This is a genomic window from Arthrobacter sp. JZ12 (assembly GCF_035189165.1).
GTDB lineage: Bacteria > Actinomycetota > Actinomycetes > Actinomycetales > Micrococcaceae > Arthrobacter_D.
The window spans coordinates 509,374-531,986 of record NZ_CP045246.1; the positions used below are offsets into that span (position 1 = coordinate 509,374).

Genomic DNA, 22,613 nt, shown 5'->3' on the forward strand with positions numbered 1-22,613 from the left:
GGAATAAGGAACTTCACATGTCTATCTTTCTGAACAAAGACTCCAAGGTGATCGTCCAGGGCATCACCGGCGGCGAGGGCACCAAGCACACCGCGCTGATGCTCAAGGCCGGCACGCAGGTTGTCGGCGGCGTCAATGCACGCAAGGCCGGCACCACCGTCACCCACGGTGACGTGACGCTGCCCGTCTTCGGAACCGTCAAGGAAGCCATCGCCGAGACCGGCGCCGACGTATCAATCGTCTTCGTGCCCCCGGCATTCACCAAGGACGCGGTCGTCGAGGCAATCGACGCCGGCATCGGCCTTGTAGTGATCATCACCGAGGGCGTCCCGGTACAGGACTCGGCAGAGTTCTGGGCGCTGGCGAAGTCCCGCGTGGACGAGAACGGCAAGCAGATCACGCGCCTTATCGGCCCGAACTGCCCCGGCATCATCACCCCGGACGAGGCACTGGTGGGCATCACCCCGGCGAACATCACCGGCAAGGGTGGCGTGGGCCTGGTCTCCAAGTCCGGCACCCTGACCTACCAGATGATGTACGAACTGCGTGACCTTGGCTTCTCCACCGCCATCGGCATCGGCGGTGACCCGATCATCGGCACCACCCACATCGATGCCCTCGAGGCGTTCGAAGCGGATCCGGAGACCAAGGCGATTGTCATGATCGGCGAAATCGGCGGCGACGCCGAGGAGCGCGCAGCCGAGTTCATCAAGGCAAACGTGACCAAGCCGGTTGTCGGCTACGTTGCGGGCTTCACTGCTCCCGAAGGCAAGACCATGGGCCACGCCGGGGCAATCGTGTCCGGTTCGGCCGGCACCGCGCAGGCCAAGAAGGAAGCCCTCGAGGCCGCCGGCGTCAAGGTCGGGAAGACCCCGTCCGAGACCGCCCGCCTGCTGCGCGAGGTCTACGAAGCGCTCTAAGGGTTACCCCTTCTTATACCGGTACGACGGCGGCCGTCACCTTCCCCAGCGAAGGTGACGGCCGCCGTCGTCGTCTTCTGTGCAGGTACCTCTTGTGCCTGCCGCGGGCCCCCGCAGGGGCCCGCGCTGCGGCGTCAGGGAGCTGAGCGGATCTCGGCGCCCGGCCCGGGAAAGACCAGTCCCTGGGAGCCATTGGACCAGCGGACAAGATAGGGCGGCGCGCCGCCCTCGCCACGAATTTCCAGTACCTCGCCCTCGCGCTCTGCGTCATCCACGTGTGCGCCATGGACGAGGATGTGGTCGCCGACTGATGCCTTCATTTGCCACCCTCCTCAAACGTGCCGACAACATCAGTATCCGCTTAAGGAGCGACCCTGTCTGCTGTTGAAAGAAGGTTTTCAAGCTGCACTTCCTGAGGGTTGTTGCAGCCCTGCAAGTTTGCAGTTGTGCAAAATTATCCCTCTGGGCCATAATGGTTCGGTGAGTCAACTAACCTCCCTACGGGCACGCAAGCGATCCGAAACATGGTCCGCTCTGCACGATGCTGCCGCCCGACTGGCGCTCGACAAGGGGCCTGAGTCGGTGACCGTTGAACAGATCGCCACCGAAGCCGGCGTCTCGCAGCGCACCTTCTTCAACTACTTCGGCACAAAGGAAGACGCCATTCTGGGGCTGCAGGATCCTCGTATCGACGAGGGGCTGCTCGCCGAATTCTCCGTTGACCATGACCTGCTCGAGCAGGTTTCCAAGCTCCTCATCGCCGGCGTGCACTCGACCGAAGGCGGCGACCCGGACGCAAGCCGCAGGGCCGAAGTGCTGGCCGCCTACCCGCTGTTGCGGCAGCGCCGCTTCGCCCACTTCCTGCAGGTCGAACATCTGGTCCGGGATGTTGTTGCCGGCGCGCTCACTGGTTCCGCGAGATGGCAGGCCGCGCTCAGCCGCAACTCAGCTGCAGACGTTGCCCGCATGATCGTTCTCGTGGCCGGAGCCCCGATGCGCTACGCCCTGCAGCAGGCCGCAGACTCACCCACCATTGACAACCAGCTTCGCGCACTCGACGGCGCCACCGCGCTGCTCCAGGAAGTACTTGAGGAAATCCGATGACACCAACTGTTCAACGCAAGGAGTCGGGCATGCTCCTGCTCTTTGTCGGCCTTATGCTCTCCATGCTCCTGGCTGCGCTCAACCAGATGATCCTCAGCACGGCGCTGCCGACCATCGTCGGCGAACTGAACGGCGTCGACCAGATGCTGTGGGTAATAACCGGATACATCCTGTCGGCCACGATCGTTATGCCCATCTACGGCAAGCTCGGCGACCTCATGGGGCGCAAGAGCCTGCTGCTGCTGGCGATCGCCATCTTCATGGCCGGCTCGGTCGTCGGCGCGCTGGCGCCGAACATGGAGTGGCTTATCGCGGGCAGGGCGGTGCAGGGCCTGGGCGGAGGCGGGCTGATGATCCTTTCCCAGGCGATCATTGCCGACGTCGTACCCGCACGTGAGCGGGGAAAGTACATGGGGGCCATGGGCGGGGTCTTCGCCTTTGCTTCGGTGGCGGGGCCGCTGCTGGGAGGCTGGTTCACGGAGGGTCCGGGATGGCGCTGGATGTTCTGGATCAACATGCCCCTGGGCGTGCTAGCGATCGTTGTGGTGCTGTTCTTCCTTCATCTGCCCTCGCGGGAGCGCGTTCGTCCTCGCATCGATGTGGCGGGGATGATCCTCCTTGCCCTCGCCACAACGTCACTGGTCCTCGTGGGTACGTGGGGTGGAACCGAGTACCCCTGGCTTTCGCCCCAGATTCTCGCGCTGGCCGCCGCGGCCGTTGTCACCGGTGGTCTGTTCGTCACTGCAGAGCGCCGGGCCGCGGAGCCGATCCTGCCGCTCAACCTGTTCCGGGAACGGAATTTCGTGCTCACCACGGTGGGCGGCCTGATGATCGGCGTAACCATGTTCGGCGCGATCGGCTACCTGCCCACGTACCTGCAGATGGTCACGGGAGCGAGCGCCACGAACGCTGGCCTTCTCATGATTCCGATGATGGGTGCCCTCATCCTCGTCTCCACGGGCTCCGGGGTGGTGGTCAGCAGGACCGGCCGGTACAAGTGGATGCCTATCGCCGGCTCATTGATCGTAAGTGTGGCCCTCCTGTTGCTCTCCGGGCTGGAACCGACGACGCCGGTGTGGCTGACCTGCATCTACATCGCCATCATGGGTGCCGGCCTTGGCCTCAGCATGCAGATCCTGGTGCTCATCGTGCAGAACACCTTCCCCAACCGGATGGTGGGAACGGCGACCGCCTCGAACAATTACTTCCGGCAGATCGGCGCCACGCTGGGGTCCGCAGTTGTCGGCAGCCTGTTCACCTCGAGGGTGGCGGAACTGCTGTCGGAACGACTCCCTGCCGGTGGGGCGGTCGAAGCCGGTGCCAATTCGCTCACCCCAGAGGTGGTCCGGTCCTTCCCTGAGGCGATCCACCTGGCCATCATCGAGTCATACAACGATGCGCTCACCCCTCTTTTCCTCTACATGGTTCCGCTAGGAGTCATTGCCGCGATCCTGCTGTGCTTCGTGCACGAGAAGCCACTATCCACAGTGATCGAGGGCGCGCAGCCTGCGCAGGCGGTCGACGGCGGCGACCCACTACGGGTTGAAGGAGAAGTAGTCAATACCGCAGCGGAGAAACGATGAGAAGATTTTTTAGATAACAATTCTATAAACGCGTTGCTTTACTCAGTCTGCTTATGTTCTTCTGAAGGAGAACTTCCCCAGGGCTGAGACAAGAGGTGAAAGCATGCGCACAGCTGCTCGCGAGCAGGCCATCAGTACCAGTGAGCTGCCCGTGAGCCGCAGTCGCAGAGGCATGCTGCGGCAGGCCGTGCAGGAGGACATCGCGCTCGAACACCTGCATATTGCCGAGGGGATTGCTCGGGGTTCGCAGTATTTTCGAGCGACGCCGCGGATGTGCGCCAGGTTGCCTACCTCGGGTTGCTCAAGGCGGCTCAGCGGTTCGACCCGGAGCTGGGTATCGACTTTGCCGCCTATGCCGTCCCCACTATTCGCGGTGAAGTCAAGCGCTACCTGCGCGATTGCTGCTGGATGATCCGCCCGCCCCGCGAGCTTCAGGACCTGAAGTCCGCCGCGGGCCGGGCGGAGCCGGAGCTTGCGCAGCAGTTGGGCAGGGAACCCTCCCTGCGGGAACTTGCCGAACACCTTGACGAGGCTCCCGACCTTGTTGCGGAAGCCCTCCAGTGCGGCGGAAGCCAGCGGCCAGATTCACTGGACACCTCGGCGGACGGCGCCGGGTGGATCGAGGCTCTCTCTGCCTCCGAAGACCAGTACTCACGCAGCGACGATGTCATGGAACTCCGCGCCGCAATCCGCGAACTGTCCGGCAAGGAGAGGGAACTGCTTTACCGCCGCTACTTCCAGGAGGAGACGCAGGACCGCATCGGGCGCCGCCTCGGTATGACCCAGATGCAGGTGTCGCGGCTGCTGGCACGCACGCTCGTGAAGCTACAGAAGCGCCTGCTGGAGCGGCCCGACGAGGGCGTCACCAGCGCACGCACTCCGGACGCTGCCCTCCGCCTGAACCAGCGCAAGGCAGCCGCCCAGATCGCCTAGCGGCGCCGGAAGTGCGTTCCCTCAAGAATTTAGGCCCTCACGAAATCCCAAGCTCACGAAATCCCGAGTTCAGCCGCAGCACGCAGGACGTCGTCGGCCGTGACGGCCAGCAACGCCGGATCCGGTTCGTTGGTGAAGGTTTCACCCAGTCGCACCGACTCGTCCGTGAGAACGATGTGCGGCCCCTCCGGCGGCCCCCATTCGGCCACGGGAGCGGGACCGAACAGGACCACCGACGGCCTGGCGTAGGCAGAGGCCAGATGGGCTGCGCCGGTGTCCGCTGATATCACAAGCGCCGCAGTCGAGATCAGTGCCGCAAACTCCAGCAGCCCTAACTTCCCAGCCACGATCTGCTCGTCCCGAATCCCGGCGGCCTCCGCCACTGCGACGGCGCGTGGGCGTTCACCTGTGCTGCCGGTGAGCAGCACCCGGTGCCCGGCGCGGGTCAGGACGCGCGCGACGGCGGCGAACCGGTCCACGGGCCACAGCCGGCTGCCGTAGGCCGCACCAACGTGGAGAACGACGGCGCCTGGTGCAGGACTCTCGATCGTCGGTGTCAGCAGGCGGTAATCGAGCGGGTCCGCGTCGATTCCGTGCCCGCGCAAAAGACGCGCCCACCGGTGCCGCTCGTGGACGCCGTCTTCCCACGCCGGTCCTGTCCAGCCGGGGGCCTCGTGCCCGATTCTGCGCGCTGCCTGCAGTGCTTCAAGACGGCCCCTGCTCTCCACACCGTTTCCGTGGAGATTGACCGCGACATCCACCCGACCGGGGCGGAGCGCAATCGGGACATCCAACCCGTGGGTGGGCAGGAGTGCGTCCACGGCGCCCGTCAGTTTCACGATCGGCTCCAACCAGGACTGCGCCGCGTAGAGGATTCGGTGGTCAGGGAAAGCCCTGCGCAGTCCGCGGAGTGCCGGTACGGCGACCAGCAGGTCACCGAGTTTGAGCGCTCGCAACGCCAGGACCTCGGGACGTCCGTCCGGTTCCAGTGCTTCCTCAAGTGTCTGGGGCAACATGAACTCATCCTGCCAGAACGGCGATGGCCCAGCCTCATGGGCCCACCCAGATGCAGGTAGCGGGAAGTCCTTCGAGAACTTCTCCGGTGAGAAGTGTTTAGGTTCGCTTCTCCGAGGGAACAGTGCCTGTATGAGACGCAAGCCCAAAGCTGTTCTCCTTGACCGGGACGGAACCATCGTGATCGATGTTCCCTACAACGGTGATCCCGGGAAGGTCCTGGCGATGCCCGGCGCCCACGACGTGCTGCAGGGCCTGCGCGCGGAAGGCATTCCGGTGGGCGTGTTGACCAACCAGTCAGGAATCGCGCGTGGGCTGCTCACCCATGAGCAGGTTGACGCCGTCAACCAGCGGGTCGAGGAGCTGCTCGGTCCGTTCGATGTGTGGGAGATGTGCCCGCACGGACCGGAAGACGGTTGTGCCTGCCGCAAACCGGCTCCCGGAATGATCCTGAAGGCCTGCGAAAAACTGGGGCTGCACCCCTCCGAGGTCGCCTTCATCGGCGACATCGGCTCTGACGTGGAAGCCGCCCGCGCGGCCGGGGCTACCGGCGTGCTCGTTCCCACGGACGTGACGCGCCAGGAGGAGATCGACGCTGCGCCGCTGGTTGCCCCTGACCTGGCTGCGGCTATCGGCCTGCTTGGGAGCCCGGCATGACCGGCCGAACCCTCGTTGCGCGACTGGACAGCGTGGGGGATGTCCTGCTGTCAGGTCCCGCCGTCCGTGCAGTCGCGGCCGGCACCGCCGACGGTGTCGTGATGTTGTGCGGACCCCAGGGCGCACCCGGCGCCCGGCTGCTGCCGGGAGTCCGGGACGTGATGGTCTGGAACTGTCCGTGGATCACCGCACCGGCTCCCCAGGTCACCGGTGAGATCACTCGCGAGCTGCATGAAATGGTGCTCGACGCCGGAATTACCGAGGCCGTCATCCTCACCTCTTTCCACCAGTCCCCGCTGCCCCTTGCCCTGCTCCTGCGCCTGGCAGGCGTTCAGCGAATCACCGGCGCATCCGTCGACTACGCCGGCAGCCTCCTCGACGTCCGCCTGAAGCCCGGCGAGGACTTTCCGGAGGACCAGCCCGAGCCCGAACGCGCGCTGCAGATCGCTGCCGCCGGCGGTTACCTCCTGCCCGACGACGACGACGGTCGGCTCCGGGTGCAGGATGTGCCGGACGTGACGGAGTTGGTAGGCAAGGGCCCCTATGTGGTCCTGCACCCCGGAGCAGCGGTTCCGGCCCGGGCTTGGCCGCCGCTCCACCATGCAGCGCTCGCCGAACTGCTGACCGGAGCGGGCTATCGCGTTGTCGTGACCGGCGGGAAGGGCGAGCGGGACCTCACCGCCACCGTTGCCGGTCCGGATGGGATCGACCTGGGTGGACGTACTGATCTTTCGACCATGGCGGGCGTGCTTGCGGGGGCGTCCGTCGTCGTCGTGGGCAATACCGGCCCTGCCCACCTGGCCGCCGCTGTGGGCGCGCCGGTGGTGAGCCTGTTTTCGCCGGTTGTTCCAGCGGTGCGCTGGGCGCCCTACCGGGTCCCGCTCGAACTGCTGGGCGACCAGAACGCTCCCTGCAAGCTGACCCGGGCGAGGGAGTGTCCGGTACGCGGACATCCGTGCCTGGCGGACGTCAGTCCCGAGGAAGCCTTCGCCGCAGTCATGCGGCTGATGTCGGGTGTTCCATCCCTGGCAGGCAGAAGAGAAACGAGGAATGTATGAGGATACTGCTCTGGCATGTCCACGGTGGGTGGACGGATGCGTTTGTACGGGGCCGGCACGAGTACCTGCTGCCCACCACTGAAGAAGGCGGACCGTGGGGACTCGGCAGGGCCGGGCGGGACTGGCCACATTCCGTCCGGGAGGTAGCTCCCGGGGACCTGCGCGAAGAGCAGCCCGACGTCGTCGTCCTGCAGCGGCTCGAGGAAATCGACGAGTGCGAACGCTTGCTGGGGCGCCGCCCAGGGGTGGACATCCCCGCGGTGTTCCTGGAACACAACACCCCCAAGGGCGACGTCCCGGGTTCCCTGCATCCCCTGGCCGGGCAGGCTGACATCCCCATCGTCCACGTCACCCACTTCAACCATCTCTTCTGGGACAACGGCATGGCGCCGACTTCTGTGATCGAGCACGGCATCGTGGATCCGGGCCACCTTTATGCGGGTGAGCTGGAACGTGCCGCCGTCGTGGTCAATGAACCGGTCAGGCGAGGGAGGGTGACCGGCACGGACCTCTTGCCGGACTTCGCACGCGAGGCGCCGCTCGACGTCTTCGGCATGGGAACAGCCGAGTTGCCCGACGCGCTCGGCCTGGGCCCGGATGAGATGTCGGTTGTCGGTGACCTTCCGACGACGGCGCTTCACACCGAGCTCGCCCGTCGCCGCCTCTACATCCACCCACTGCGCTGGACCTCCCTGGGACTCTCCCTCCTGGAAGCGATGCACCTGGGCATGCCCGTCGTCGTGCTGGCCACCACCGAGGCAGCGCGCGCAGTCCCGCCGGAGGCGGGAGCAATCTCCACCAGCGTCGCCGAATTGCGGGAGGCCGTACGGCGCCTGGTGAAGGATCCCGTGGAAGCGCGCGCCCGGGGAGAGATTGCCCGGCAAACCGCGCTGGAACGCTACGGGCTCAGCAAATTCCTGGCGGCCTGGGACCAGGTTCTGGCAGAGGCCTCACGAGGGGCCGTCGGGCAATCCCGCGTCCTTGCCGTTTCTGAAAGGAGACCACATTGAGGATTTCGATGGTGTCGGAGCACGCAAGTCCGCTTGCGGCGCTTGGCGGTGTGGATGCCGGTGGGCAAAACGTACACGTTGCTGCGCTCTCTACGGCCCTTGCACGGCGAGGGCACAGCATCACTGTCTACACCCGACGGGACAGCACGGAACTGCCGGACCGGGTGCGGGTGGGCCCAGGTCTGGAAGTTGTGCACATTGACGCCGGTCCGCCCGAGGCAGTTCCCAAGGACAGTCTTCTGCCCTATATGGGGGAGTTCGCGGACGGGATCGCCGCGGATTGGGGAGCCTACCCGCCGGACCTGGTCCACGGACACTTTTGGATGTCGGGCCTGGCTGCACTGGACGCCGCCCGACGCGAGGACCGGGGCTACCTGATCCCCATGGTGCAGACCTTCCATGCACTCGGAACAGTGAAGCGGCGCCACCAGGGCGCTCAGGACACCAGCCCGCGTGAGCGTGAATGGCTCGAACCAAGCGTGGGACGCCAGGCCGACCGTGTGATCGCGACCTGCTCCGACGAGGTCTTCGAGTTGAAGGCCATGGGCGTGGACGGCACACGGGTTTCAGTTGCGCCCTGCGGTGTGGACCTCGCGCTGTTCGGCGCGGAAGGGCCCGCCTCCGCGCGCGGCAGGGCCCACCGCATCCTCTCCGTAGGCCGGCTCGTTCCGCGCAAGGGTGTGGACTTGGTGATCCGCGCGCTGCATATCCTCGCCGATCAGGGCATCGACGACGTCGAACTTGTGATCGCCGGCGGCGGCGGAGATGCGCAGCGGGTTGAGGAGGATCCCGAAGCGCGGAGGCTGCTCGCGCTCGCCGCCGAACTCGGCATCGCAGACCGTGTGATTCTTGGCGGCCAGGTTCCACGGGAAAAGATGCCGGAGCTGCTGCGAAGTGCGGACGCAGTGGTGTGCGCGCCCTGGTACGAGCCGTTCGGCATCGTCCCGCTGGAAGCAATGGCCTGCGGAGTTCCGGTCATCGCAGCCGCAGTCGGCGGGTTGATCGACACCGTAGTGGACGGCCAGACCGGCCTCCACGTTCCGCCTCGCGACCCGGACGCGCTGGCTTCGGCCATCGCCCGCATCGTGCAGGACCCGGAAGCTGCGCGCGGTCTCGGTCAGGCCGGCCTTGCCCGCGTTCACGCACGCTACTCCTGGGACCGCATCGCCGCAGAGACCGAGAAGGCCTACCAGCTGACCCTGAACAAGGGCGGTCGCACCCGCGGCCGCCACCGTGCAGGACGGACGGTGCAGCCGTCTGCAACGTCCTCCGCCCAACTGCAGACCACCGGAAGGAGCGCGCGATGAGCGCCGAATACCTTGCCACAGTGCGGCCAGACCGTAGGCAGTCCCTCGTCGCCGTCCCGCGCGCCCTTGATACCGGACAGCGCTCCGGCACCCCGGGTGCCATCGACGCGGTGGTCAACCACCTGCAGCATGTGCTGCCTGCCGTCGAATCGCTGATGGCTTCCGCCGGCCACTTGGCCGAGTGGGGCGTTGACCTGGCAGGCCGCCTCATGGCCGGTCAGCGCCTGCTGGCAGCCGGCAACGGCGGATCAGCGGCCGAAGCCCAGCACCTGACCGCTGAACTGGTGGGCAGGTTCGACGGCGACCGCGAACCCTTCTCGGCCATCTCCCTCCACGCGGAATCCTCGTCGGTGACCGCCATAGCCAATGACTACGGCTACGAGAACATGTTTGCCCGCCAGGTGCAGGGCCACGGCAGGGCCGGGGACATCCTTCTGCTCCTGAGCACCAGCGGGAGCAGTCCCAACCTGCTTCGCGCGGTCGAGGCTGCCCGGAAGATCGGAGTGACCAGTTGGGCGCTCACGGGCCCCGGGCCGAACCCGCTGGCCGACCTGTGCGATGACCATGTAGCCGTCGATGCGCGGTCCGCCAATGCCCAGGAGGGCCACCTGATAGCCCTTCATGCCATCTGCCGGGCCTTTGATGCCGAAGTGGCACGGTGCCGACGGACGGAGGGGGGATCATGAGGATCGTTGTCGTTGGGGATGTGCTGCTGGACGTTGACCTTGCTGGGGAAGCGAGCCGGCTTACCCCGGATGCGCCCGTGCCGGTAGTCGACGTCGCACAGACCCGCCGCCGCGCAGGCGGGGCCGGGCTCGTGGCCCGCATGCTAGCCCAAGAGGCCCAGAACAGCCGCCAGGGCTTCCAGCTCGACCTGGTTACCGTGCTTTCGGATGACGACGCCGCGTCGCTGCTTCGCGCCGAACTCGAGGGTATCTCCCTGGTGGCCGGGAATTCCGGAGCACCAACGCCCGTGAAGACCCGTATCCGTGCGGGCAGCCAGGCCGTTGTCCGTATCGACGAGGGATGCGGCCAGGCGCCGGTGCCCCGAGTGACCCGGGAAATGCTGCACGCTGTGGAGGGCGCCGACGTCGTACTGGTGTCGGACTACGGCCGTGGCCTTGCGGCCAATGAGGAACTACGGGTGCTCCTGGAACGCATCGCAGTCCGCACACCGATCGTGTGGGACCCGCATCCGTCCGGGGCAGACCCGATTCGCGGGGTCGCCGTCGTCACCCCCAACCTCAGCGAGGCTATGAAGGCAGCGGACCTGGGCGCCCGGCCCGATACTGTCCGTGCTGCCTCCGATGCCGCTGTTGTCCTTGAACAACGCTGGGGAAGCCGGGCTGTGATCGTCACGATGGGGGACAGGGGCGCGCTCATCCACCGGCAAAACCAGAGCGCCGGGCTGCCGCACCTTGTTCCCGCTCCGGCGGTTGAAGCAGCGGACCCCTGCGGCGCGGGCGACAGGTTCTGCGCCACCCTGGCCGTTCAACTTGGTTCCGGGGCGAAGCTGGAGGATGCAGCCCTCGCCGCTGTCGAACGTGCTGCCGAATTCCTTGCCAAAGGCGGTGTCTCGGCGCTCGGGGCCGGTCCTGAACCGACTCCGCTGCGGGGGCCGTCGTCGGACGCCCTCCGCGTGGCGCGGGAAACCCGGGAAGCGGGCGGAACCGTGGTGGCAACCGGCGGATGCTTCGACCTGCTTCACGCAGGCCATGCCCGCACGCTTTCCGCAGCCCGCCGCCTGGGTGACTGCCTCATCGTGTGCCTGAACTCGGACGAGTCCGTCCGTCGGCTGAAAGGCCCCCAACGGCCCATCATGGGCGAGGACGATCGCGCAGAACTGCTCTCGGCCCTCGAATGCGTGGACGCGGTCCTCATCTTCGGCGAGGACACACCAGAGGAAGCACTCTCCGCCCTGCGGCCCGACATCTGGGTCAAGGGCGGCGACTACTCAGCCGCTGAACTGCCCGAAACGGCCCTCCTGCGCTCCTGGGGCGGGCAAACGGTCACCGTCCCCTATATTCCAGCCCGATCAACTACCTCCCTGGCCGCGGCACTCGCCGAGGTTGGGTAACCTGCAACATCGAAAGGACGCAATGTCTAACACCGCACTCAACACCACCTTCAACCCTGGCCGCGTGCTGGTCACCGGGGGATCCTCGGGACTGGGCGCCGCCATTGTGGCGCGGGTCCTGGAAGCCGGCGGAACCCCCGTTGTGCTTGACAGGGACATCAGCGGAGCTTCGGGGGTGAAGGCGTTCGAAGTCGACGTCGCCGACCGCGAGGCCGTGACGGCCGCCGTGCAGGAGGCTGCGCAGACCCTCGATGGATTGGACGCCATCGTAACCGCAGCAGGGATCGACCGCTGCGGCCGGCTGGAAGACGTTGACGCGTCCGAGTGGGAGAAGGTCCTGGCGGTCAACCTCACCGGAACCGTTTCGACCGTGCGGGCCGCCCTGCCGTATCTCAAGGAGAACCACGGCCGCGTTGTCACCATCGCCTCGACGCTGGGCATCCGGGCGGTCGCCGACGCCACCGCCTACTGTGCATCCAAGTTCGGCGTGGTGGGCTTCAGCCATGCCCTGGCTGCCGAGATGGCGGGCGAAGTGGGCGTAACCTGCATGATCCCGGGCGGTATGCAGACCCGCTTCTTCGACGACCGCGACGAAAAGTACAAGCCGCAGGACAACTCGCGGCTCAATGATCCGGCCCGCGTGGCGGACGCGATCATCTTCGCCCTCTCACAGCCGAAGGGCTGTGAGGTCCGGCAGATGCTTATCTGCCACGAAGAAGAAGGCTCGTGGCCGTAAGCTCCCGCAGATCTTCGTAAACCTCTCCGGGCTGGACCTGCTGGACGAAGGAGTCATCGTGCTCGCACCGTTCGGCGGTCCAGCCCACTTGCGTCACATCCACGCCGCAGACCGGACACTGCGTTGTCCACGACAGATGCACGCGGTGCAGCATGCGTCCCATCGCACCTGCGTTGATGCTGTTGCCGATCCAGTAGATGCCCACCGTGGGCGTGCCGACTGCCTGCGCCAGGTGCCTTGGCCCGCTGTCATTTCCGACGACGACGGTGGCCACCGAGAGCACTCCGGGCAGTTCCCGCAGCGTCAACTGCCCGGCCAGTGACCGGATTCGTTTCGCGGCTGCGCCCGCTGCCGGTTGGGCGAGCCGGACGATTTCATCGGCAAGGGAAGCGTCGCCGTCGTCCCCTACGATGATCACCCGGCTGCCGTCCCGGGCTGCCTGCGCGGCTATCTCCGCGAACGACGACGTGGGCCACCGACGTCGGGGGTCTGTGGCGCCGGGGTGGATCACCACTAGTGGCGCGGATTCCGCGCCTGTGATCCGGTGACCGGCAGTGGTTTCCTCCTCGGTCACTGCAAGCCGCGGTTCCAGCGATACTGGGGCGGCGCCGGCGAGCCCAACCACCTCCAGGGCGCGGAGGAATTCGTTCTGGTAGTAGATATACGGCAGGGTTCGCTCGAGGTGCACCGCGTCCGGCGTCCTGGTGCCCACGGTGTGCCTGGCACCGAGATTGAGCAGGAAGGGATTGGAGTTTCGACCTCCTCCGTGAACCTGGACCGCCAGGTCGAAGCGGCGGGAACGCATGGCGGCGAAGAAGTCTGCCGTGGCCTTGCCGTCTTCCTGCCCAGGCCGCACCCCGGAGGCATAGGGAAGGATCTCCACATCGGAGACCGGGCCGGGACGATCACGCAGCAACTCGGCGTGCATCGGCAACCCGAGCAGGGTGATCGAAGCGTCCGGGTAGGCGGCGGCCAGTGCACTCAGCGCGGGGTAGGCGAACAACAGGTCACCCAAACCTCCCCCGCGCAGGACGGCAACCCGCTCAACGTTCCCGAACTTCTCCAGAACGGGCCCTACTCCGGTACCCAGTGCTGCAGCTTGCTGAGGTCCTGCGAGACTATTGGTCAATTCCCACCCCTGGTGTCGAAGCTACTCTGAATGGTCGTCGCCGTCCGTCAAGTCCCGGATGAAGGCGGTTGAAGCGCAACTGCGGATGCCGTCGATGCCGGCTACAGCGGTGTCCTTGTCATCGTAGGCCTCACTCGTCATGAGGGTGGCACCGTCATCTCCGGTGAGCCGAAACCGGAACTGCTTCTGCTCGTCAAAATACAGTTCAAACCTGCCTGCCATTTCGAACTCCTTCGTCCTGATCCTGCCGTTTTCCCTCATCGTAAATTACCAGCAGGCTTACTAAAACAGTCGATGCAAGCATCGACAGCGGAAAACAGTAAGCATACTGTTTATCTATGCGGGCTAACTGTCCGGCATGCACGCGAAGGAAGGAGACTGATCATGACGAGACGCAAAGCATGGGCGATCGCCGCCGCGGCCGGTATCAGCGCTGTGTTGCTATCAGGTTGTGACGATCCCGGCCCATCGGATTTCCCGGAGCAAACCGAACAGGGCGAAGAAACTGAGCAGGACGAGAACGTTGGTGTCGATGACGATCTCAAGGACAACTCGGTTGGCGAGGACGAACTTGAGAATGACTCAACCGGTGAGGCAGAGCCCACCGAGGAAACCACTGAGCCTTAGGAGTGATGAAGAAATGACTCAGAATGACTCACCACGCCACGAAGACCTTCCGCTGCCGGACTACGACCACCTGCCACTGGGAACTCTTCCCACGAGGATTACCGGGCTCGATGAGTCGGGGGTAGCGGCGCTGCTCGACTACGAACGGGCCCATGGTGACCGTCTCCCGGTAGTCCAGATCCTCGAGAACCGGCTCGAAGCGTTGCGCAATGGCGCGGAGCCCAGCGGCACGGCTGTCCCGGACACCCCCGAGAAGTCGTCGGCTGCGGGTGGATCTCCCGTAACACCTGCTACTTCCGGTCCGCCCGTGAATCCGCCTTCCCAAGGTGATCCGACAAACCCTGCCCAGCCCCGCTGATTGAACAGGAGCACATTCCATGGCTAACAAACCCGGCAATCAGACCCCCGATACCCCGGAGATCAGTGAGACGGAGCTCCGGGAGATGAAGGTCGACGAATTGCGTGATGCGGCGCGTGACGCGGGTGTCGGCTCGGTCTCCACAATGAAGAAGGACGAGTTGGTGGAGGCGATCGTCCAGGCGCGCTCCAGCGGCACGGATGATGCGTCGTCTTCCTCCGGAGACGAGGGCTCAAGCGACAACGACTCCGGCGAAGACGTGGGCGCAGGCCCCGACGGCGGTCAGATCCGCACCGGCCCCGAAACCTCGAAGTCGCTGAAGTATTCGCAGGAGGTCACCTCGCCGGACGAGGAGCCGGAGCGTGAAGGGCGCAGCCTCGTCACAACGCACCACGAAGTCATCAAGCAGTGGGCGGAGGAGCGCGGCGGCGTCCCGGCGACCGTCAGCGGCACCGAGCACGATGACCACCTCGGCGTGCTCCGGTTCGACTTCGGCGGCGACGACGGCGACAAGGGCAACAGCAATCTGGAGCACGTCAGTTGGGACGAATGGTTCAAGACGTTCGACGAGCGGCAGCTCAACTTCATCTACCAGGAGAACCGGAGCGACGGGAACCAGTCCACCTTCTTCCGGCTGGAAAACCCGGGGAGGGAAGACGCATGACCGCCGCTGACGCCAACGAAGATCCAGTCGGCCCTGACCCCAGTCTGCTGGAGGAATCGCAGGAGGAGACCATCGAGGAAATCGCCGAGGACGTCCGGTCCGAAATCCGGCTCGGTCACGTGGAGGACGACGTCACCCACGTGCTGGAGGAACGGCTCGACGAGGCGGGAGTCCACCTGCGCCCGGAGAAGGTCGACGATCTTGCTGAGGACATCGAGAATGACGTATCCACGTGACGCTGCCTTCCTGGGTGCCGGCCGGGAAGGCGGCCGGTGAACGCAACTGAAGAGTACGACGTCGTCATTGTCGGCGGCGGCGCAGCGGGCCTGAGTGCCGCCCTCCTGTTGGGGCGCGCCCGGCGCCGCGTCGCCGTCGTCGACGCCGGCAGGCCACGCAATGAGCGCGCGACTCATGTCCATGGTTACCTCACGCGTGACGGCGTGTCGCCGGCCCGGTTGCTGGACCGGGCGCGGGAGGAGGTGGCGGGGTACGGCGTCGAACTCATCCAGGGCACGGCCGAAAAGGTGCGGGCTGACCGCAGTGTCATTCTGGAGGACGGACGTGTCCTGACCGCACGGCAGGTCATCCTGGCGTCGGGATTGCGCGACGTGCTTCCCGACGTGGAGGGCGCGGACGAGCGGTGGGGTAGGGATTTCTTCCAATGCCCCTACTGTCACGGCTGGGAGCTGCGGGACCGTGTACTTGCGGTCCTAGGGACTGCCGGATCCTCCGTGCAGCAGGCACTGCTGGTCCGGCAATTTTCCGACAACGTCACGCTCTTCACGCACGACATGGAGGATCTGGATGAGGATGCCCGGTCTTCCCTTGGGGCACTTGGGGTGAAAGTAGTGGCGGGCCGTGTGGAGGCGCTCGTTTCAGGAAGGGATTCCCTCTCGAGCGTTCGCCTGGACAACGGGGAACTGCATCCCTGTGAAGCCCTGTTCTATGAGCCCGCGGCTACGGTGGATGCGTCGATCGTCGAGCTGGCGGACTGCAGCACCTCCGAGAACGGGTGCCTCAGTACCGATGAGCACGGCCGGACCGGCGTAGACGGGGTGTGGGCCGTTGGCAATGCAGCTGATCCTGCAGCCCAGGTGATCGTCGCCGCGGGGGATGCGTATCGCGTTGCGGTGGCAGTGAACGCGGAGCTGATTGTCGACGACGTGGCCCGTGCGAAGGCAGGTTCCGCGGCGGGCGATGTGCTGCTGCCGGAATCAAAATAAGTCTGCTTACTACTTCCGCTTGGGGAGTAGCTGGGCTAGCGTCGAATCATCTGCTGTCCGCACAGTCCGGAAGGAGCAACCGCCATGGTCATGGCCACCATAAACAACCTGGTTGAGAACGTTATAGGTCGCGTGGAACGGGCAGAAATCCTCGATGGACCCGCAAATGCCATCGCAGACGTTGTGGGAAAGCTGCTGCCACCCGGTCCTGTCAAGAACCTCCTTTCCGGTACCGGCACGGGCCATCCGGCACATCCGATCATCGTGCTGCTTCCGCTGGGTTCCTGGGCCTCCGCGTTCTTCCTGGACATCGCCGGGAACTCGGACGGGACCTCCGGAGACGCTGCGGCACAGCGGCTCCTGGTGCTGGGGAACCTGAGCGCGCTGCCGACGGCGATGACCGGCCTTAGCGACTGGGCGGACACGCAGGGGGCGGAGCGGCGCGTCGGGCTCGTTCACGCGGGATTGAACGTCGCGGCCCTCGGCCTGTTCACCGCCAGCGTGGCGGCGCGGTCAGCCGGCGCGCGTCGGCTCGGGTTCCTCACGACGGCCATCGGCATGGCAACCGTAGGTGCTTCCGGTTGGCTTGGCGGGCACCTGGCCTACGCACGTGGCGTGGGTACTGACACCACTGCCTTCGAAGTGGCACCGTCGGACTGGACCGACGTTGCCGACGTCGACGATGTCACGGAGAAGCCGGTGTGCGTCGACATCGGCGGCGTCGCGGTCCTCCTGGTCCGACACGCCGGCGAGGTGCGGGCTCTGTCCGATCGCTGCAGCCACCGGGGCGGGCCCCTGCACGAGGGAGAGATCGAGAACGGCTGCGTGGTCTGCCCCTGGCATGGCAGCCGCTTCCGGTTGACCGACGGAGTGGTGGATCGGGGACCGGCTACGCGTCCGCAGCGGGCCTTCGAGGTCCGGACCGTCGGCAGCCGTATTCAGGTCCGCCCGGCGCCGGACCCCGGCAGCCTCAGGAACGAACCGGTCACGGGTGCGGCGGCCGGTCCGTCCACGGCGTTGCCGTAGGAATTTTCAACGGGCCGGGCAAACCTGTGTGAAGCCCGGCCCTCATGGGTACTCTCCGGGCACAATGCCTCAGCCACAGATGAAGGAGCGCCCATGACGAGCGAGTCCCGGACGATGACTACGGGCACAGCCCTCGACGCCGAAACCTCCATCACCATCGTCGACCCGCGGAACAGCAGCGAGGTGGGAACCTTGGAGTCGGCTACCCGCGAGCAGGTAGCCCTTGCCGTGCAATTGGCCCGTTCGGTCCAGCCCGAATGGGAGGCTATGGCTCCTGCCGAGCGCGCCGGCATGGTGAGGGCCGCGGCCGGTGCCCTGCGCGACGGTGCAGACCGGCTCGCCGAACTGAATGCCAGGGAAACCGGCCGGCCCGTCGAGGAAGCGCTTGCCGGAATCGAGGCCGGAGCGGCAACGCTGGAGCAGTACGCAGAGCTGGGACCCCTGCACCGCGGGCACAGCCTGTGCGGATCACCGTTGGCCACGGATTACACAGTGTCCCAACCCAGGGGGGTGGCCGCCCTGCTGACACCCTGGAACGACCCCGTTGCGGTGGCTGCCGGCCTGCTGGGCGCGGCACTCGTGACAGGTAACACCGTCATCCACAAGCCGAGCGAACGGTGTCCCCACCTTGGGCAGCTGCTCGGGGATCTGCTCTCACCCTGCTTCCCTGCGGGGGTTCTCACCACCCTCACAGGTGGTCCCGAGGTGGGCGGCATGATCACCATGGAGGACGGCATAGACGTTTACGCGCATGTCGGTTCGAGCGCCAGCGGTGCAAGGATCGCACGGGCGGCGGTGCTCACCGGCGCACACGTCATCCGGGAGAACGGCGGGAACGATCCGCTGCTGGTTGATGCCGACGTGGACCCGGCCTGGGCCGCGGAGCAGGCAGCAATCGGCGCGTTCAGCAATGTCGGCCAAATTTGCACGGCTGTTGAGCGCATCTACGTCCACGAGGACATAGCAGACCGCTTCTGCGCTGCGCTCGCCGAGGAAGCCCGACGCCGGAATGCCCCGGGCGCGCTTGCACCGTTGGTTGACCGGCGGATGCGGGACGAGGTGCACCGGCAGGTGTCGAGCGCAATCGGAATGGGGGCTGAACCCATTGAAGGCGGTGTGGTCCCCGAAGGACCCGGAGCCTATTACCCGGCCACCGTCCTGTTGAACTGCAGCGATCAGATGGACGTGATGAATGAGGAAACCTTTGGGCCGGTAGCCCCGGTCATGCGAGTTTCCAGCTTCGACGAAGGACTTGAACGTGCCGCATCCGGCAGGTACGGCCTTGCCGCCAACGTCCTCACCGCCAACATCGAAAACGCACAAAAGGCTGTGGCAAGGCTGAAGGTAGGCACGGTCAAGGTCAACGCGGTGTTCGGAGGCGCACCCGGAGGGTCTGCCGAGCCACGCGGAGACAGCGGACAGGGCTTTGGCTATGGCCCCGAGCTCCTGGACGAATTCAGCACCGTCAAAGTGGTACACATCGAGGCACCCGGGAAGCCGACGCAGCCATGAGCGTACTGAAGAACGTCCGCGGCCTGGCCGAGTGGGTTCCAGCGGAACTGGCAGCGGCGGCACCGGTGATCACAGTGGTGGGCGACGTCATCCTCGACGGGTGGTGGAGCGGAAGCATTGAACGCTTCTGCCGGGAAGCGCCGGCGCCCGTTGTGGACCTCCAGCGCAGGGACTATGCGCCTGGGGGTGCAGCGAACACCGCGATGAACCTCGCTGCCCTCGGCGCGCGGGTGCGCCTGGTGGGCCTGGTGGGCATGGACGACGCCGGATCCCGCCTCCGCGCACTGCTTGACGACGCCGGCGTCGACACCACCGGCTTGTTGTCTACTGCGGCGATTCAGACGACAACCAAAAACCGCATCATCGGCGCTGACCAGGTGATGCTCCGCATCGACGACCAGGCCGGGATACCGAGCGATGAGTGCATCGCCGAACTGGCGGCCGCGGTGCCGGACGCGGTAGCTGGTAGCGCCGCCGTCGTGGTCTGTGACTATGGCACCGGCGCCCTGGGGCCGGCCGTAATGCGGGCCCTCACGGCCTATGCCGGAAGCACGCTGGTGGTGGTCGATGCCCACGACCCCCGGCCGTGGTCCGAACTGGAGCCCGCGATCGTTACGCCTAACGCGCAGGAGACAGCGCGGCTGCTCGGGGCCACCTTCCCGGCGGGCACCAGCGGTCGCGAGGAGTTGGTCACCGAACGGCGGGGTGAGCTGTTCGAGGCCACCAGGGCGGCCGCCGTCGTCGTCACGCTGGACAGGGATGGAACCGTCCTGCTGTCGAAGGAGGGACAGGCCCACCGCACCTGGGCGCGTCCTGCCTCGGAGAAGCAGGCATCAGGCGCGGGCGACACCTTCGTTGCCTGCCTGACCGCGGCGCGCGCAGCCGGCATGCCCATGACGACGTCGCTGGACCTAGCCCAGGCAGCTGCCGACGTGGTGGTTGGTAGGCCCGGGACCTCGGTCTGCTCGACGGCGGACCTCACCGAGTATCTCGGAGGCCTGTCCTCGGCGATCCTGCCGCTCGACGAGCTGTTGCGCCGGGTGGCGGGTGAACGGGAACAGGGCCGCCGGATTGTGCTCACGAACGGCTGTTTCGACGTGCTGCACCGCGGGCATACCCGGTACCTGACGCAGGCGAAGCAGTTGGGGGACGTGCTCGTGGTCGCTCTGAATGGTGACGATTCGGTCCGCAGGCTCAAGGGCCCGGATCGCCCGATCAACCCGCTGGCCGACCGGGCAGGCGTGATCGCGGCGCTGAGCTGCGTTGATTACGTGACTGCGTTCGACACGGATACTCCGGTGCCGTTGATCGAGGCGCTCCGGCCCGACATCTACGCCAAGGGCGGTGACTACTCCTCGCAGATGCTTGCCGAGGCGCCCGTTGTGGAGCGCTGCGGTGGAACGGTGCGCATCCTGGACTACGTGCCGGAGCGTTCCACCACCGCCGTGGTCGAAAAGATCCGGACGCTCCCTGTTGAGTCGACAGCCAATTCGACTGCCCACTCGACAGTCGAGTCAGTGGTTGACTCGGCCGTTGGTTCACCCGCTGCTCCGCCGTCCGCTCCTACGGGTGTGCAGTGAGCCGTCGTTGGTCGGGGGAGTGGGGGCATGCGCACGGGCACGGGGAGGACCGGCCGGAACTCGAGGTCCTCATTCCTTCCTTCGGGCGACCCGCGGAACTGGCTGTCACGCTCTCGGGGCTCGCTGCCCAGGACGGCCCGGACTTTGCGGTGATCCTGAGCGACCAGAGCGGGGAACCGGTCTGGCAGGAGCCGGCCGTGCAAGCAATGGTGCGGCTTCTGCGTGCCCAGGGGCGTCCGGTTCGACTGGAGCGGAACGTGCCACGGCGGGGGCTTGCACAGCAGCGTCAGTTCCTGCTGGAGTTGTCCGCTGCGCCGGAGGTCCTCTTCCTGGACAACGATGTCTGGCTGGAGCCGGGCATGCTGGCGCGCATGCACGAGGCGCTCGCGTCATCCGGGTGCGGCTTTGTCGGCGCGGCGGTGCAGGGCCTTTCCTACCTGGACGACTACCGGGAACACGAGCTTCAGCCGCTTGAACTGTGGGACGGCCCAGTAGAGCCCGAGCGCATTCGCCCGGGTGCTCCCGGTTTTGAGCGTTGGACGCTGCACAACGCCGCAAACCTGGTCCACGCGGCAGCCGCCCTGGATGTTCCGGAAGGCGGCTGGCGTCTCTACAAGGTTGCCTGGGTAGGCGCATGCGTGCTGTTCAACCGGGAAGTACTGACGGAGTGCGGAGGCTTCGACTTCTGGGAGCAGCTCCCAACCGAGCATGCCGGCGAAGACGTAGCTGCGCAGTGGCGCGTGATGGAGCGGTACGGGGGCGCCGGGATCCTGCCGTCCGGCGCGGTGCACCTTGAATCTCCCACCACCATCCCGGACCGTTCAACCGATGCGCCGTCAGTGGTCCTCGCGGACAAGCACTAGGCCACGGACACGCCGAACGCCAGTCCGAGCAGGTAGGTTGCCGCAGCAGCACCCAGTCCGATGGCGAGTTGCCGCAGGGCCCGCTTGAGCGGGGAGGCGCCGGAGAGAAGCCCGACGACGGCGCCGGTCGCCAAGAGCGCCAGACCCACGAGCGTGCACGCAACGATGACGGCGGTCACTCCCGTCAACCCGAACAGGTAGGGCAAAACGGGGATGATCGCGCCCGAGGCGAAGAAGCAGAAGCTTGCCGCCGCGGCGCCCATCCCGGTTCCCACTGTCTCGTGCTCGTCCTGCTGCTCTTCACGTTCCGGGTGCAGCGACAGGCTGGGATCGCAGTCACAGCTGAACTGGCCCATCCGTTCAGCCGCCCGGTGTTCTGCCGCCTCCAGCGACATGCCACGCGCCCGGTACACCAGCACCAGCTCGTTCGCGTCGATGTCCAGTTCCTTGGCAGCAGTAAGAGTGACCTGTGTGGGGCGCGACGCCGCCAGCAACTCGCGCTGCGAGCGCACGGAAACATACTCACCGGCACCCATGGACAGGGCGCCGGCCAGCAGGCCCGCGAGGCCGCTGAACAGGACGAATGCGCTGGAGACGCCGGTCGCACCGATGCCCATCACGAGGGCGAGGTTGCTCACCAGGCCGTCATTGGCACCGAATACCGCGGCGCGGAAATTGCCGGAGAGCCGGTTGCGGCCCCGGGTGGCCAGTCCACGCACGACTTCCTCGTGAATCTGCTCATCGGCGGCCATCGCGTTGGTGGCGGAAGGATCGTCGGCATATGGGGAGCGAGCCTCTGCGCGCTGTGCCAGCGCGAGAACGAACACGGATCCGAAGCGGCGGGCGAGAAAGCCGAGGACCACATTGCGCAGCGAGGGGTGAAGGGGCTTGCCGACGTCGTCGCCCAGCAGGCGGAGCCAGTGCTGTTCGTGGCGGGCCTCCGCCTGGGCCAGCGCCAGCAGGATCTCCTGCTCCTCGCCGGTTCGTTTGCGCGCCAGGTAGCGGTAGGTCGCTGCCTCTGCGCGCTCATCGGCCAGGTACTGCCGCCAGCGCTTGATGTCGGCGGGTGTCCGGGTTGCCTGGGGGGTCACAGCCGGCTCCTCATTCCTAGGGGGGCCAGGGCAACTGGAGAGCTCCGGCCATTAACGAATCCATGGCCGAAGGTCTCGTTCGCCGCAACGCGGTGGATTGCCGGGCATCATCAGCGATAGCCAGTATGTCGACAGGCCTCG

At 66.2% G+C, this 22,613-nt stretch carries 25 protein-coding genes; 20 read left to right on the plus strand and 5 right to left on the minus strand.

Annotated elements, in window-relative coordinates; genetic code table 11:
* Window positions 1-17 precede the first annotated feature (17 nt).
* Window positions 18-920, plus strand: coding sequence for a succinate--CoA ligase subunit alpha (gene sucD / locus GC088_RS02485; RefSeq protein WP_323960328.1), 903 nt, complete (start codon window positions 18-20; stop codon window positions 918-920).
* A 134-nt stretch (window positions 921-1,054) separates the two neighbouring features.
* On the opposite strand, the gene GC088_RS02490 is transcribed toward sucD, so the two are convergent.
* Window positions 1,055-1,240, minus strand: a complete 186-nt coding sequence (locus tag GC088_RS02490) for a DUF1918 domain-containing protein (RefSeq protein ID WP_323960329.1) — start codon at window positions 1,238-1,240, stop codon at window positions 1,055-1,057.
* A 160-nt stretch (window positions 1,241-1,400) separates the two neighbouring features.
* On the opposite strand from GC088_RS02490, the gene GC088_RS02495 reads away from it, so the two are divergent.
* The 3 genes from GC088_RS02495 (at window position 1,401) to GC088_RS02505 (ending at window position 4,540) form a co-directional block, all read left to right on the plus strand.
* Entirely contained in the window at window positions 1,401-2,024 is a 624-nt protein-coding gene (locus GC088_RS02495; RefSeq protein WP_323960330.1) for a TetR/AcrR family transcriptional regulator, read from the plus strand.
* A complete protein-coding gene (locus GC088_RS02500) occupies window positions 2,021-3,607 on the plus strand; it encodes an MDR family MFS transporter (protein ID WP_323960331.1) in 1,587 nt (528 codons plus the stop codon). Before GC088_RS02495 ends, GC088_RS02500 begins: the two co-directional genes overlap by 4 nt.
* 273 nt (window positions 3,608-3,880) lie before the next feature.
* Window positions 3,881-4,540: a sigma-70 family RNA polymerase sigma factor gene (locus GC088_RS02505; protein WP_323960332.1), complete on the plus strand. Its 660-nt coding sequence runs from the start codon at window positions 3,881-3,883 to the stop codon at window positions 4,538-4,540.
* A 53-nt stretch (window positions 4,541-4,593) separates the two neighbouring features.
* Here GC088_RS02505 and GC088_RS02510 read toward each other — a convergent pair whose 3' ends face one another.
* Window positions 4,594-5,556, minus strand: a complete 963-nt coding sequence (locus GC088_RS02510; protein ID WP_323960333.1) for a glycosyltransferase family 9 protein — start codon at window positions 5,554-5,556, stop codon at window positions 4,594-4,596.
* A 130-nt stretch (window positions 5,557-5,686) separates the two neighbouring features.
* Here GC088_RS02510 and GC088_RS02515 point away from each other — a divergent pair, with 130 nt between their 5' ends.
* From GC088_RS02515 to GC088_RS02545, 7 genes are read left to right on the plus strand one after another with little or no spacing between them, the layout of a single operon-like run.
* Window positions 5,687-6,211 (plus strand): D-glycero-alpha-D-manno-heptose-1,7-bisphosphate 7-phosphatase, encoded by a 525-nt coding sequence (locus tag GC088_RS02515; protein WP_323960334.1) that lies wholly within the window; start codon window positions 5,687-5,689, stop codon window positions 6,209-6,211.
* Complete coding sequence (locus GC088_RS02520; RefSeq protein WP_323960335.1) at window positions 6,208-7,269, plus strand: glycosyltransferase family 9 protein; 1,062 nt, start codon at window positions 6,208-6,210, stop codon at window positions 7,267-7,269. The genes GC088_RS02515 and GC088_RS02520 overlap by 4 nt, the downstream gene beginning before the upstream one ends.
* Complete coding sequence (locus tag GC088_RS02525; protein WP_323960336.1) at window positions 7,266-8,279, plus strand: glycosyltransferase; 1,014 nt, start codon at window positions 7,266-7,268, stop codon at window positions 8,277-8,279. The genes GC088_RS02520 and GC088_RS02525 overlap by 4 nt, the downstream gene beginning before the upstream one ends.
* Complete coding sequence (locus tag GC088_RS02530) at window positions 8,276-9,586, plus strand: glycosyltransferase (RefSeq protein ID WP_323960337.1); 1,311 nt, start codon at window positions 8,276-8,278, stop codon at window positions 9,584-9,586. The genes GC088_RS02525 and GC088_RS02530 overlap by 4 nt, the downstream gene beginning before the upstream one ends.
* Entirely contained in the window at window positions 9,583-10,272 is a 690-nt protein-coding gene (locus GC088_RS02535) for a D-sedoheptulose-7-phosphate isomerase (RefSeq protein WP_323960338.1), read from the plus strand. The genes GC088_RS02530 and GC088_RS02535 overlap by 4 nt, the downstream gene beginning before the upstream one ends.
* Window positions 10,269-11,663: a PfkB family carbohydrate kinase gene (locus GC088_RS02540; RefSeq protein WP_323960339.1), complete on the plus strand. Its 1,395-nt coding sequence runs from the start codon at window positions 10,269-10,271 to the stop codon at window positions 11,661-11,663. Before GC088_RS02535 ends, GC088_RS02540 begins: the two co-directional genes overlap by 4 nt.
* A gap of 22 nt (window positions 11,664-11,685) precedes the next feature.
* A complete protein-coding gene (locus tag GC088_RS02545) occupies window positions 11,686-12,399 on the plus strand; it encodes an SDR family oxidoreductase (RefSeq protein ID WP_323960340.1) in 714 nt (237 codons plus the stop codon).
* On the opposite strand, the gene GC088_RS02550 is transcribed toward GC088_RS02545, so the two are convergent.
* Both GC088_RS02550 and GC088_RS02555 read right to left on the minus strand, forming a co-directional pair.
* Entirely contained in the window at window positions 12,365-13,528 is a 1,164-nt protein-coding gene (locus GC088_RS02550) for a glycosyltransferase family 9 protein (RefSeq protein WP_323960341.1), read from the minus strand. The genes GC088_RS02545 and GC088_RS02550 overlap by 35 nt on opposite strands.
* 21 nt (window positions 13,529-13,549) lie before the next feature.
* Window positions 13,550-13,750 carry a YegP family protein gene (locus tag GC088_RS02555; protein ID WP_323960342.1) on the minus strand — a complete coding sequence of 67 codons (201 nt, stop codon included), beginning with the start codon at window positions 13,748-13,750 and terminating at the stop codon, window positions 13,550-13,552.
* A 162-nt stretch (window positions 13,751-13,912) separates the two neighbouring features.
* Here GC088_RS02555 and GC088_RS02560 point away from each other — a divergent pair, with 162 nt between their 5' ends.
* The 9 genes from GC088_RS02560 to GC088_RS02600 all read left to right on the plus strand — a co-directional run bounded on the left by GC088_RS02560 (window position 13,913) and on the right by GC088_RS02600 (window position 21,381).
* Window positions 13,913-14,155, plus strand: coding sequence for a hypothetical protein (locus GC088_RS02560; RefSeq protein ID WP_323960343.1), 243 nt, complete (start codon window positions 13,913-13,915; stop codon window positions 14,153-14,155).
* A 13-nt stretch (window positions 14,156-14,168) separates the two neighbouring features.
* Window positions 14,169-14,513, plus strand: a complete 345-nt coding sequence (locus GC088_RS02565) for a DUF8129 domain-containing protein (RefSeq protein ID WP_323960344.1) — start codon at window positions 14,169-14,171, stop codon at window positions 14,511-14,513.
* A gap of 19 nt (window positions 14,514-14,532) precedes the next feature.
* Window positions 14,533-15,177, plus strand: a complete 645-nt coding sequence (locus GC088_RS02570; protein ID WP_323960345.1) for a Rho termination factor N-terminal domain-containing protein — start codon at window positions 14,533-14,535, stop codon at window positions 15,175-15,177.
* Window positions 15,174-15,413 carry a hypothetical protein gene (locus GC088_RS02575; RefSeq protein WP_323960346.1) on the plus strand — a complete coding sequence of 80 codons (240 nt, stop codon included), beginning with the start codon at window positions 15,174-15,176 and terminating at the stop codon, window positions 15,411-15,413. Before GC088_RS02570 ends, GC088_RS02575 begins: the two co-directional genes overlap by 4 nt.
* A gap of 36 nt (window positions 15,414-15,449) precedes the next feature.
* Window positions 15,450-16,400 (plus strand): NAD(P)/FAD-dependent oxidoreductase, encoded by a 951-nt coding sequence (locus GC088_RS02580; protein WP_323960347.1) that lies wholly within the window; start codon window positions 15,450-15,452, stop codon window positions 16,398-16,400.
* Window positions 16,401-16,490: 90 nt separating this feature from the next.
* Window positions 16,491-17,426 (plus strand): Rieske (2Fe-2S) protein, encoded by a 936-nt coding sequence (locus tag GC088_RS02585; RefSeq protein ID WP_323960348.1) that lies wholly within the window; start codon window positions 16,491-16,493, stop codon window positions 17,424-17,426.
* 93 nt (window positions 17,427-17,519) lie between these two features.
* Window positions 17,520-18,938 (plus strand): aldehyde dehydrogenase family protein, encoded by a 1,419-nt coding sequence (locus GC088_RS02590; protein WP_323960349.1) that lies wholly within the window; start codon window positions 17,520-17,522, stop codon window positions 18,936-18,938.
* The gene (rfaE2, locus tag GC088_RS02595) at window positions 18,935-20,518 is read left to right on the plus strand and encodes a D-glycero-beta-D-manno-heptose 1-phosphate adenylyltransferase (protein ID WP_323960350.1); all 1,584 of its coding nucleotides are present in this window, start codon (window positions 18,935-18,937) and stop codon (window positions 20,516-20,518) included. Before GC088_RS02590 ends, rfaE2 begins: the two co-directional genes overlap by 4 nt.
* On the plus strand, window positions 20,515-21,381 hold the full coding sequence (locus GC088_RS02600; protein ID WP_323960351.1) for a glycosyltransferase: 867 nt from the start codon (window positions 20,515-20,517) through the stop codon (window positions 21,379-21,381). The genes rfaE2 and GC088_RS02600 overlap by 4 nt, the downstream gene beginning before the upstream one ends.
* On the opposite strand, the gene GC088_RS02605 is transcribed toward GC088_RS02600, so the two are convergent.
* Window positions 21,378-22,472: a VIT1/CCC1 transporter family protein gene (locus GC088_RS02605; RefSeq protein WP_323960352.1), complete on the minus strand. Its 1,095-nt coding sequence runs from the start codon at window positions 22,470-22,472 to the stop codon at window positions 21,378-21,380. The two genes, GC088_RS02600 and GC088_RS02605, sit on opposite strands and share 4 nt — an antisense overlap.
* Window positions 22,473-22,613: the final 141 nt, after the last annotated feature.